The 12,606-nt window shown below is 39.8% G+C and carries 8 protein-coding genes; 7 read left to right on the top strand and 1 reads right to left on the bottom strand.

What is annotated here, in order from left to right:
- Positions 1-7 precede the first annotated feature (7 nt).
- Entirely contained in the window at positions 8-1,357 is a 1,350-nt protein-coding gene (locus KZP23_RS14170) for a sigma-54-dependent transcriptional regulator (protein ID WP_226332416.1), read from the top strand.
- A 98-nt stretch (positions 1,358-1,455) separates the two neighbouring features.
- Positions 1,456-2,760: a response regulator gene (locus KZP23_RS14175; protein WP_226332417.1), complete on the top strand. Its 1,305-nt coding sequence runs from the start codon at positions 1,456-1,458 to the stop codon at positions 2,758-2,760.
- Between the two features lie 606 nt (positions 2,761-3,366).
- Here the strand turns inward: KZP23_RS14175 and KZP23_RS14180 are convergent.
- Positions 3,367-3,813, bottom strand: coding sequence for a response regulator (locus KZP23_RS14180; RefSeq protein WP_226332418.1), 447 nt, complete (start codon positions 3,811-3,813; stop codon positions 3,367-3,369).
- Between the two features lie 429 nt (positions 3,814-4,242).
- On the opposite strand from KZP23_RS14180, the gene KZP23_RS14185 reads away from it, so the two are divergent.
- The 5 genes from KZP23_RS14185 (at position 4,243) to KZP23_RS14205 (ending at position 12,598) form a co-directional block, all read left to right on the top strand.
- On the top strand, positions 4,243-5,382 hold the full coding sequence (locus KZP23_RS14185) for a family 20 glycosylhydrolase (RefSeq protein ID WP_226332419.1): 1,140 nt from the start codon (positions 4,243-4,245) through the stop codon (positions 5,380-5,382).
- A 249-nt stretch (positions 5,383-5,631) separates the two neighbouring features.
- Positions 5,632-7,104, top strand: coding sequence for an alpha-L-fucosidase (locus KZP23_RS14190; protein WP_226332420.1), 1,473 nt, complete (start codon positions 5,632-5,634; stop codon positions 7,102-7,104).
- A gap of 43 nt (positions 7,105-7,147) precedes the next feature.
- On the top strand, positions 7,148-7,690 hold the full coding sequence (locus KZP23_RS14195; protein ID WP_226332421.1) for an RNA polymerase sigma-70 factor: 543 nt from the start codon (positions 7,148-7,150) through the stop codon (positions 7,688-7,690).
- Positions 7,691-7,781: 91 nt separating this feature from the next.
- On the top strand, positions 7,782-8,924 hold the full coding sequence (locus KZP23_RS14200) for a FecR family protein (protein WP_226332422.1): 1,143 nt from the start codon (positions 7,782-7,784) through the stop codon (positions 8,922-8,924).
- 260 nt (positions 8,925-9,184) lie between these two features.
- Positions 9,185-12,598 (top strand): TonB-dependent receptor, encoded by a 3,414-nt coding sequence (locus KZP23_RS14205; protein WP_226332423.1) that lies wholly within the window; start codon positions 9,185-9,187, stop codon positions 12,596-12,598.
- Positions 12,599-12,606 lie beyond the last annotated feature (8 nt).

Raw genomic sequence — 12,606 nt, forward strand, 5'->3', positions numbered from 1 at the left:
AATTAATATGAAAACGGATGGATTTCAGATTTTTATTGTAGAGGATGATCCGTGGTATGGACAAATCATAGAGTACCATTTGGGACTAAATCCGGATTATCAGGTGAGGCGCTTCGAAACAGGCAAGGCGCTATTGGCCAACTTGCACAAGAAGCCTGATGTGGTGACTTTGGACTTTTCCCTGCCAGATATGAAGGGGGATGAATTGTTTAAGAGGATCAGGGAAGCCCAACCAGATTTGCCAGTTATTGTGGTGAGTTCTCAGGAGGACATTGCCATTGCGGTGAAGTTACTTAAAATGGGCGTAAGCGACTACCTGCTTAAGGATGATGCCACCAAGGATTTACTATGGAACAGCATCATTCGGATCAGGGAAAACCAAAGTCTGAAAAGGGAAGTGGAAAGCCTTAAGGAGGAGTTGGGACAGCGATTTTCCTTTCAAAAGCACATCATCGGGAGCAGTGAATCCCTTCAAAAAGTATTCGGCCTAATTGAAAAGGCCATCAAGACGAATATCAATGTTTCGATTTCAGGTGAAACAGGAACAGGTAAGGAGGTTGTAGCGAAGGCTATCCATTATAATAGTAAGCGAAAACATAAAAAGTTTGTGGCTGTAAATATGTCCGCTATACCTGGTGAACTTATTGAAAGTGAGTTGTTCGGTTATGAGAAAGGAGCATTTACTGGTGCCGTGGCCAGGAAAATAGGGAAGTTTGAAGAGGCCGATGGCGGTACTATTTTTTTGGATGAAATAGCAGAGCTGGATCTTAATAACCAGAGTAAGTTGCTGAGGGTTTTGCAAGAACGTGAAATCACTCGTGTAGGAGGGAATACCCCTATCAAACTGGATGTAAGATTGATCGTGGCAACCCACCAGGATTTGGCCGAAAAGGTCAAGAAAAATGAATTCAGGGAGGACCTGTATTATAGGGTAATGGGGCTGCCAATATTATTACCTGCTCTGAGAGAAAGAGGGAACGATGTTTTGGTACTGGCGAAGTATTTTATAGATGAATTTACCCGCGAAAATGAAATGGCTGCCATTGGTTTAAGTCAATCTGCCAAAGATAAATTGTTGAAATATCACTATCCGGGTAATGTCAGGGAACTTAAATCGGTGATCGAGCTGGCCATAGTCATGTCCAATGAGAAGGAAATAAGCGCAGAAGACCTCTCCTTTAACAGCATAGCAAAAGAGGAGGTGTTTTTATCCACGCAGAAGTCTTTGAGGGATCATACCATTGATATTATTAAATATTATTTGAATAGAAACAATAATGATGTGGTCAGTACTGCCAAACAATTAGAAATAGGAAAGAGTACCATTTATAAAATGATGAAGGATGGAGAACTTTGATCGGCATATAGAACGGTGCACAATTAAGGGGAGGAGAACTGTATCCATTCCAATCACTCCTTTCCTATGAATTTTTAACTACTTTAAATATCTATGAATTGCTGAAAATTTTAGATCGCCATATAGACAAAGCAGATATTGAAAGAGGAAATTTCTCTTTGGTAAATATTGGCTTTGATCTCCATCGGCTGTTGCAAAGGACGATAAGGCTTATGCTGCCTTATGCCCTAGAAAGGGGACAAAACCTTCGTTTGACTGTTGGAACACCTTTTCCATCTATTTTTACAGGTGATCCATTTCGCCTTAACCAGGTTGTTTGTCAGCTCATTCACCAGGGCTTGACATATTGCAAAAAAGGAGGACTGGAAATCAGCTGTACGCTCAAAGAAGAAACTGAATCGGTTCAAATTGTTCAAATAAAGTTTATGGATCACGATTTGACCGATTTAAATACTTCGCCACTCGATCATTCTTCAAGGGAAAGCTCTGAGCGATCAGTTGGCGATTTTTTTAATTTTTATAATCAGCATACGGATGACAAATTGGTTGCATTGGTCCAAGGACATCTGATTTATACTATTGATCGGCATTGGCAGGAAGTGCTTTGTTTGGAAGTCAATTTTATGAAGGTAAAACCTGAAGGCCAACTAATGGCTCAGTATACAGAAGCAGATTTTCTGAGGGGAGCGAAAGTATTGTTTGCAGAGAGTGAAGAGCTGAATGGTATTTTGATCAGGGGAATTCTTCAGGAAGTAGGAGCGGAAGTATTGCTCTGTAAAAACGGTTTGGAGGTCTTGGAAAAGTTGGAGGGGAATTTGGTGGACTTTGTGCTATTGACCAAGGATTTACCCTTATTGGATGGATTGAAGACTGCACGAATAATCAGAGAAAAGGTAGGTGAGGACCTACCTATTATCGGTCTGTTCTCAGGAGTGGATATGGTAGGAGTAGAAGATTTTAGTCAATCGGGGATGAGCGATTATCTTATCAAACCATTTGATGAGTCTGAGTTATTAGAAAAGTTAGGGAGAAGCAACAGTGCCAAGAGCCAGCCTACAGGGACTTCTAGGGAGTTATTATATGATCTGGAAAATTTGAAGCGTATCTGTAATGGCAACCAGGACTTTATGCAGCATATGATAAGTTTATTTATTCAGGTATCCAATAGCTCTTTGGATGAGATGAGCCTAGCCATAAAGGGACATGATTGGGAAGAGGTACGGCGAATAGCCCATAGGTTAAAACCCTCTCTCAATAGTATGGGCATCAATAGCATAGTGGAGGAAGTCATTGCCTTGGAAGAAGCTCAACTTAGCCATGAAGAGGTAGCAGGGATTTTCAATAAGTTGAAAGCAGTTTTGGGAGAAGTGAATAAGGAATTAGGGCGGTTGAAAATGAGTTGATGCTGTATTTCTTAAATTGGCTTTAGGGGCATGTGAGATTTCCAAAAGTATATCTGTTGATCTTGGTTTTTCTAATAATTGAATTGTATTCCAAAAATTGGAAATTATAATGGTTTGGTATCCATTATCTGGCCTTTTTCACTTGATTTTGAGATTGGCACAGGATTGGTGGTCCTCATAGCAATATCCCTCAATCGTTAATCTTCCAAAGTTGCGATCACCTTATATTAGGGATGCTTTTTGATAAGCGTGATCCTTTTTGAAGTGCCCAGATAATAGGTCTGGGCGCTTCTTTTTTAACCCGGATTATGCATTAGCAATTGTAGTGAGGGCTGAAAATGCAAGAAAATCAGGCTGTTTGGAAACTGAGGCATAGCACCGCTATGGTGAACCTGTCTTCCGCCAGGTAGAGTCGAAAACAGCAGCAAAGCGTCTGATTTTAAAGCGTTTTCAGTCCGTAATACTTGTGCGCCGCGGCGTAGATAAGCTAATGCATATTGCGGGTTAAACTACACCTGATCTGAAAAGGACAGACAAAATATAAGTTTGAAATTATTCACCGCCAGAAATATTGTTTGATTCCTAATTTTTAGGACTGATCCTGATTTAGCGTACTCTCCCAAGGTGTTTTTTGATCATGGCATAAAGTTTTGCAGGTTCGAATGGTTTACTCATGATGTCACATACTCCCGCAGATTCAGCCTTTTGGATATCATCTTCCATCACGACAGATGAGAGACAAATAATCGGGATGTCAAGGTCTTTTTTAATCATTTCATTTTTAATGATTTGTGTTGCTTCGAATCCATTCATCTCTGGCATATACATGTCCATTAAAATGATGTCAAAACTTTTTTCCTTGAATAATTCAACCGCTTGAGTGCCAGTTTCCGCTATTTCAAGATTAACATTCCAATCTTTCATGACATGCTTTGCAGCAAACTGATTGATCATATTGTCTTCTGCCATCAAAATGGAAACTGTTTCTTCAAAAGGAATAATTTCCTGATTTTTTAGACTTTTATGTTCCATAGACTCTTTCTTTCCTAGCACGAAATCGCTGATAAATGTGAAAATTCATCCTTTTGTCCAAAGTGTCTCCTGATTTTTATTAGCATATGTTATGCTATGGCGAATAGCACTTCATTTTAGTCCAATGGCCATCTGTAAGGGTGATTACAGCAGCTGCTGGAAATTGTGTACATGTCAATGGGCTGGTACAGCAGCCTATTACAAGGATAAAACAAATCGTTTCTTATCCATGGATAGCACATGGTTTTAAGCGGAGACCTCTAGGTTCTTATTGTGTAAAATTAATTGCATTTGTTTATAAATTCAGCAAAAAGTGATTTATGTTCAAAGAATCTGATAAAAGAGGCTTGATTGCTTCGATTTTGGTCTTAACCTGTCGTTTATATTTCACAGGAATAATCATTATTTCTGTTTTTTTGGATAAATTGAGTAAAAACAAGCCAATAGTCCATGTCTACAGCTGTTAGCCCAAGATCCAAGCATATGAAAATAGTCATGACCTTATTATTGATCATGATCAGTTGTGTACAGGCTGTTATGGCTCAGGAGCCCAAGGAGCCTTTGCCGGTAAAAGGTTTTGCTATAGCTGCACCTGTACCAGAGGAAGTGGACCGATTTATAAAGTTTATTGATGAGGAATTGGGAAAAAGAGGCATCAACACCTTAATCTTGAGGGTTGATTATAGGTATGAATATGAGGGGCACCCGGAGCTGATCGGAGAAGATCCATTGAGTAAAGCAGCGGTAAAAAGACTGGTAGCTGCCTGTAATGCTCATGGTATTAGACTGATTCCCCAAATCAACCTGTTAGGGCATCAATCATGGCACAGTAAAATAGGGAAGTTATTGGAAGTATATCCTGAATTTGATGAAACTCCCCATGTGAGGCTCCCCGAGAAATATGAATGGCCTAATAAGGATGGACTTTATTGCAAAAGTTATTGTCCCCTTCATCCGGGTGTGCATGCGGTGGTATTTGATATGGTGGATGAGATTTGTGAGGTGTTTGAAGCAGATGCTTTTCATGCAGGTATGGATGAAGTGTTTTATATTGGAGATGATAAGTGTCCTAGGTGTTCAGGGAGGGACAAGGCGGCTTTGTTTGCTGGAGAAGTTACCAAAATCAGGAATCATCTAGCAGAGAAGGATAGGGCATTATGGATATGGGGAGACCGGTTGTTAGATGGAAAAACTACCGGCATGGGAATGTGGGAGGCCAGTATGAACAATACGCACAGGGCCATTGATATGATACCTAAAGATGTGGTGATTGGTGATTGGCATTATGAACGGGCAGACCCAACGGCTGTATATTTTGCCATGAAAGGATTCCGGGTTTTGACCTGTAATTGGAGAAGGCCGAGGGTCTCAGTAGCCCAAGTAGAAGATATGTATAGGTTCAGAGAAGCTGCAACTACGGAAATGAAGCCTCGTTTTTATGGTGTCATGCAAACCGTTTGGTCTGATACGGGAAGTTTTATGGATGGTTTTTATGAGCATAAGCCTGATGGGGAGGGCGGAGAGGATACTGCTTGGAATACTTTTAGAAGGATGTTTGCTAAAATAGAGGCCTTAGAGAAAGGGGATTAAAGGGCAGTTTGGATTTTTTATTGGATTTGTTAGGCCTATAGAGGTGTTCTGTAACGTTCTGCCATGGTTTTTATTTAGTAGCAATGATTCAGGTTGTTAGATAAAGTTTGCTGTTTTGCATATTATTTTAGCAGAAGTAATGTTTCATGGTTTTGGGAAATGAAATTTTTTGTAAATTCCGATTGGTAGAATAAAATTGTTTCGAAGCGAATCGAAATAAATCAAAACTAATCTTTTTTTATTGATGCCATGAATAAAGTATATCGTTGTATCTTGTTTTATTTATTGCTCTTATGGAGCCATTTGACTGTTGGACAGGAATATCAAGCCAATTGGGAATCATTGGACAGCCGTCCAGTTCCAGGCTGGTTTGAGGATGCTAAGTTTGGGATTTTTATTCATTGGGGTCCTTATTCTGTGCCAGCTTGGTCTCCTAAGGGAACCTATTCCGAATGGTATCAATATTGGATGGAGAGCAAGAAGCTTTTTGGAAATGGGGATTTCAAGGGGGACGAAGTTTATCAATACCATAAAAGGACCTATGGAGAAGATTTTCCCTATTATAATTTTGGTGAAATGTTTACCGCAGATCTATTTGATCCTGAAGAATGGGCAGGGCTTTTTGAGAAAGCGGGTGCGAAATACATTGTTTTGACTTCTAAGCATCATGACGGATATACACTTTGGCCCAACGAGCAGGCCAATGACCGGGGATTTGCCTGGAATAGCATGGAAGTAGGTGCCAAGAGGGATTTGGTTGGAGAGTTGACTGAGGCGGTTAAAAAAACTTCAGTCAAAATGGGACTTTATTATTCACTTTATGAATGGTATCATCCATGGTGGCAGTCTGATAAAGAGAGGTTTGTCAATGAGCACTATCTGCCTCAGATCAAGGATTTGGTACAAAATTACCAACCAGATATTCTTTGGACGGATGGAGAATGGGAAATGGAAGGTGAAAAATGGAAAAGTGAGGAATTTTTGGCTTGGTTGTACAATGAATCAGCCGCCAAGGATAATATTCTTGTGAACGATCGCTGGGGTAAAGGCCTGAGACAAAAACATGGAGGATACTATACCACGGAGTATGAGGCGGGCAAAGAGTTTGATAAGCCATGGGAAGAATGTAGGGGCATGGGCTTTTCATTTGGTTATAATCAAAATGAAGATGCGCAGGACTATAATAGCACTAGGGCATTGATACTGATGCTGGTGGATATCGTGAGCAATGGAGGGAATCTCTTATTGGACATCGGTCCAGATGCCAGGGGAAATATTCCTCCCATTATGCAGGAGAGGCTGTTGGAAATAGGTGAATGGCTCTCCATTAATGGAGAAGCTATTTATGGTACAAGAAAGTGGGGACAATCTGCCCAATGGTCTGTAGGAGACCGTAAGATAGACCATGAAAAGGGATATTTGGGAGGAGATTATATTCTTAAACAGACGATAGATCCTTCTCCTGGAAAGGCAGTGAAAGAACTGTTTTTTACGCAAAAAGAAGATGATCTTTATGCGATCAGTCCGAAGTTTCCCATGGGGGAATTGTTGATCAAAGATGTAAAAGCTTCTACAGGGACCAAGGTGAAGTTGTTGGGCATCGATGCTGAACTTGAGTATGTCCAAAAGGGCAAGGACTTATTGATCAGCGTGCCTGCCTTGTCATATGATGAATTGCCTTGCAAGCATGCTTGGAGTTTTAAGATCAGCAATGTCCAGTGATGAGTTTGTAAATTGCTTATGTCAATATTAAAAGTAAGGGAGTATGAAGTTTGAGGTTCAGATAGAGCAAGTATTCAGAAAATACTATCCTCGCTTGTGCGCATATGCCTATAATTATGTGCAAGATGAGGATGAGGTTGAAGATATTGTTCAGGATGTATTTAAAGTTTATTTGGAAAAACAAGGTGAGCTTTCAGAAGACAGGAATGCTATCAAGGCTTTTCTGTATGCTTCCGTAAGAAATAGCTGCTTGAATCTAATTCGGCATCAAAAGGTAAAAGTCAAACACAGGGAAGAGGTCTTTTCAAACTTTAAGGAAGGTGTGGATGGTATGGAAAATATTATACATGCTGAAGTTCTGGGTAAACTTCATAAGGCCATCAGCCAATTGCCTAAAGGTTGTGCTTTGGTGATCAGAATGGGGTATTTGGAAGGTTTGAAAAATCCCCAAATTGCTGAAGTGCTTAATATCAGTGTCAATACTGTGAAAACCCAGAAACAACGTGGATTGATGATTTTAAGGGAGAAATTGGATACTTCTACTTTAATGTTGTTATTGGTTTTGATACAAAATAAAACTTGGTAATAGAATTTTTTTATATTTTTTTAGTTTTTATTTCACCCATTTTTCGGTTTAAAGTTTCTTAGGTATTGTAAACAGGAAATACCTAAGAGAAATGAACAAAGAGCTATTTGAGCTAGCGGACCTTATTGCAAAATTTCTTCAGGAAAAGACAAGCGAAGAAGAGGAAAGCAAAATGTTTTCCTTACTCAGAAAAGAGGAATACAAAGATTTACTACAGCATTACAAAGGAGGAGAGAAAATCCAGGAGAAATTGGATTTTATGGATAGGCTAAACATAGAAGAGGCCTGGCGTAAAGTCAGTGAAAGCAAAGGTAGTAATTTTATAGACAGGCTATTCAAGTTCAAATATGCTGCTGTCTTATTATTTGGATTGTTTTTCCTTGGGTATTGGTTCTATATTGGAAATGAGCCATCTAGAGAGGATAGGGACTCAAATAATAGATTGGTAATTGATTCCAAAGATCATGTTTCATTGACCCTTTCTTCTGGGAAAAAGATTTCCTTATCTGCTGAGACTGTTCGTATAACGGATGGCGAGGAAGTATTGATAGTGGCCAATAATCAACAAATCATCTATAAGGAATTGGTCAATGATTCCAAGAAAAGGCTAAAACAGCATATAGCAGTACCTGCTGGCAAGACTATAAAAGTCAAGTTTTCAGATGGAACGAATGCTTGGTTAAATGCACAGAGTTCCGTTTCTTTCTTGGCCAATTTTGATGAACAACAGCGTAAGGTGTCCCTAAAGGGCGAAGGATTTTTTGAGGTTCAACATGAGGCATCTAGACCGTTTATCGTGGATACAGAGCAAAGTTCAGTAAAAGTCCTAGGTACCAAGTTCAATGTGAAATCTTTTAAAGGAAAGGCCACTACAGTTTTATTAGAAGGAAAAGTTGAACTTTCTCAAAACCAGGAAAAAGTCATTTTGAAACCAGGAGAAGGTGCAGAAGCAGATGGTTTTAAATTAAAAAAAGAGGCAGTGGATGTAGCCGGAGCTGTGGCATGGAAGAATGGCTTGTTTCTTTTTGAAAAAGCAGCACTTTCGGAAGTATTGGATGAAATCAGCAGGTGGTATGGCGTGAGACTAAACGGGAATGTAGATGAATTAAACGACAGAAAGTTCTCTGGTAAAATAAAGCGAAATACTTCACTGGATGAAATGTTGTTAATTATCAATGATGTAAGTGGTGTCTCGCTTAGCTATGAAAATGATATGATAAAAGTAAATCAATAAGTTAATAAACAATTAAAAACCCAAGATCATGAAAATTAATAGTTCTTAATTAAATCCGGAATATGCATTAGCTTATCTACGCCTCGGCGAACAAGTATTAGGGGCCGAAAATGCTTTAAAATCAGTCCTTAATACGATCACTAATGAATAATCCGGGTTAAAAGAGTCATAAAAAAAACCGAGCGTGCGGCAACACTCCCGGTTTTATTAAGGCCGTCAAAACGTTCAAATTTTATTTTCAACCTTAACCATACAAAAGTATGCAATTATTGTACGATAACCTATTCCCGATGTTTCGGGGATCTGGGAGTGGTGTTCCCAAACTGTTAAAAATCATGAAATTACTGATGATATTGATGCTGGCTTTTCAAGTAGGTGTTTATGCATCCACAGAAGCACAGCAAATTACACTTTCTGCCAAAAACAAGTCATTGAAGGAGATTTTCAATGAAGTGACAGAGCAGTCCGGCTATGCTTTTTTTTATAGTGAATCGGATCTGAATGAATCAGGTAAGGTGAGCTTTAGCATTAAAAATGCAGATTTAGAAGACTTTTTAAAAGAGTTATTGACAAGCAAGGGCTTAGATTACCGTCTTCGTGGTGAAACCATTACGATAGTCAAGGCAGAAAACACTTTAGTTCAGCAAAGCGAAGAAAGGACTATACGCGGAGTGGTCAAAGACGCCAAAGGAATAACCATTCCTGGCGCCAACGTAATGGAGGTGGGGACCACAAATGGTGTGGCCACAGATATTGATGGATCTTTTAGCATCAATCTGATCACTAGTAACCCGAAAATCCGAGTGTCCTTTGTAGGATATGAGGTGACAGAAGTGGCCATCAAAGAGGAGGAATTCTACGAAATCATATTGGAGGAGGACTCGGAAGCTCTAGATGAAGTGGTAGTAGTGGGTTTTGGCGTTCAAAAGAAGGAAAGTCTTGTAAGTTCCATAGCTACTGTTAAGGGAGAAGAGCTCAGAATGCCAACAAGAAGTTTAAGTAATAACCTGGCAGGACAGGTTCCGGGTCTGATTGCTGTACAGCGCTCTGGGGAGCCAGGATACGATAATGCGGAGTTTTGGATCAGAGGTATCAGTTCATTTGCCGGAGGAACCAGTCCTTTGGTTTTGGTAGACGGTGTGCCTAGAAACATGAATGATATCGAACCTGATGAAATCGAAACCTTTACCTTATTGAAAGATGCTGCCGCCACGGCTATTTACGGTGCAGAGGGGGCCAATGGGGTAGTGATCATTACTTCCAAAAGAGGTAAGAACCAAAAGACCCAAATCAGTTATAGAGGAGAGTACAGTGTGCTTCAGCCAACAAGATTGCCAGAGTTTTTAGGTTCGGCAGATTATATGAGTCTTTATAATGAAGCCTTATTAAATGAAGGAAAGCAGCCCGTATTTAGTGAAGACCTGATTGCCCGCTACAAATCAGGCCAAGATCCTGACTTGTACCCTGATGTAAACTGGCTGGATTTACTGAGCAATACTACGAATAACACCCGTCATACGCTGAATTTTAGAGGAGGAGGAGAAAAGGCAAGGTTCTTTATTTCAGGTGCTTATTTTAGTGAAAGTGGCATTTTTGAATCCAATCCAGTTGCAGAATATGACAATAATATTGGTTTAAAGCGGTACAACTTAAGAAGTAATGTAGACTTTGATGTGACCAAAACCACTAAATTAATGGTGGATTTAAGTGGACAATATTTGGAAACCAGCTATCCAGGAGTGGGGACTAGTACTATTTTCCAAAGGATGACAATTGCTCCACCTCATTTGTTTCCCATGATTTTTTCCGATGGTTCACATGCCTCACATCCTGTTCCAAGTGGTAACCGAGTGAATCCTTATAATCTCTTAATGGAGTCGGGTTATGCAAAGGAGTGGAGAAGTAGTATTCAATCCAAGGTAGCTATAGAACAAGATATATCTGTTTTAACTGAAGGGCTTAAGGTAAGAGGAGTAATAAGTTATGATGCCAATTTTAACTTTAATATGAACCGCACCAAAACCCCAGCACAGTATATTGCTGCGGGGAGAGATATAAATGGTGATTTGATTTTTAATCAGACCATTAATGAAAGTCCCTTTGGAGAACCTTCTGAATCAAATAGTGGGAATAAAAATATCTATTTAGAAACCTCTATTAACTATAACCGGACTTTTGATGAAAAGCATGCCGTAGGTGGGATGTTTCTTTATTATCAAAAGGAACAGCAACTGCACAATCAGGCCTTGGCCTTTAGGAAACAGGCCTATATTGGTAGAGGAACCTATACCTATGATAGAAGGTATTCCTTGGAAGCCAATTTTGGACTTACAGGAAGTGAGACATTTGCGGAAGGTTATCGGTATGGTTTTTTCCCTGCAGTAGGGGTTTCGTGGATTGTTGAAAACGAGCAATTTATGAATAACCTAAAGCATGTGATTTCTGGTTTGAAGGTGCGAGGCTCTATTGGTCGAACTGGTAATGATAATACAGGTGGAGAGAGGTTTTTATATAGAGGGACTTTCACAGGTGGCTCAGGTTACCCGATAGGAATAGGAGGAAGTGGTGCGCTAAATGGTATGGGCGGGTATGTTGAAGGCCGGTTTGCTGCTCCATCTTTGTCTTGGGAAATCGAGAACAAGAGGAATGTTGGTTTAGAACTTGGTTTGTTTGAAGACAGAATTACTTTCCAAGCAGATTATTTTGATAATTTCAGGTATAATATTTTGCTCCAAAGAAGGACTGTTTCAGCAGCCACTGGTTTTAGGCAGGCACCTTGGCAAAATTATGGAAAAGTGTCCAATAAGGGGATTGATGCAAGCTTTAATGCCAGAAAATATTTTGGAGAGGTATTGGTAAGCTTGAGAGGTAACTTCACCTATGCCAAAAACAAAATCATTGAATATGATGAGATAGAGCAACTTTACCCTTGGATGAATGTTACAGGGACTAGTCTGAATACTCCAAACTTATATGTGGCGGAGGGATTATATACCTATGATGACTTTGATGTTACGGTAGAAAATGGAACAGAAGTATATACATTGAAGGAAGGGCTTCCGGTTTCATCCTTAAGTTCCAATAATATGCCAGGCGATATTAGATATAAGGATCTCAACGGGGATGGGGTCATTAATCAGTTTGACCAATCAAGAGGACTGGCATCACCATCTGTACCTGAGATGATTTATGGTGCAGGGGTCAATGTAGAGTATAAGAACTTCTATATTAATATGTTTTTCCAAGGAGCCGGAAAAGTTTCCACAGTTTTGGGGGCATCGAATGGTCAAGGCTTTTTCCCTTTCAGCTGGGGAGTAGATGAAAGTTCGGTAAGGGTAGATGCCCTTAATAGATGGACTCAGGAAAATCCTTCTCAGGATGTCATGTTTCCTAGACTTAGGACCTCTTCCTATTGGCATAATAGAGCGGAAAGCACTTGGTGGTTAAGAGATGCTAGTTTTGTTAGGCTGAAAAATGCGGAGATAGGCTATCGATTTAAAAAGAGCCTACTTCAAAAAATAGGAGTAACTACAGGTAGAGTCTATTTAATGGGCAATAATATTTATGTCTGGGACAAAATCAAAATGTGGGACCCTGAAATGGGCAATGCTAATGCGGGGATGAACTATCCATTACCGAGGACATTCACTTTTGGACTGGAGTTTACACTTTAAAAATTGAA

Source organism: Echinicola marina (assembly GCF_020463795.1).
GTDB lineage: Bacteria > Bacteroidota > Bacteroidia > Cytophagales > Cyclobacteriaceae > Echinicola > Echinicola marina.

Coding starts and splice junctions, on each gene's coding strand:
- KZP23_RS14170 (WP_226332416.1), top strand. CDS start 8: ATGAAAACGGATGGATTTCAGATTTTTATTGTAGAGGATGATCCGTGG.
- KZP23_RS14190 (WP_226332420.1), top strand. CDS start 5,632: ATGAATAAAGTATATCGTTGTATCTTGTTTTATTTATTGCTCTTATGG.
- KZP23_RS14205 (WP_226332423.1), top strand. CDS start 9,185: ATGCAATTATTGTACGATAACCTATTCCCGATGTTTCGGGGATCTGGG.
- KZP23_RS14185 (WP_226332419.1), top strand. CDS start 4,243: ATGTCTACAGCTGTTAGCCCAAGATCCAAGCATATGAAAATAGTCATG.
- KZP23_RS14200 (WP_226332422.1), top strand. CDS start 7,782: ATGAACAAAGAGCTATTTGAGCTAGCGGACCTTATTGCAAAATTTCTT.
- KZP23_RS14195 (WP_226332421.1), top strand. CDS start 7,148: ATGAAGTTTGAGGTTCAGATAGAGCAAGTATTCAGAAAATACTATCCT.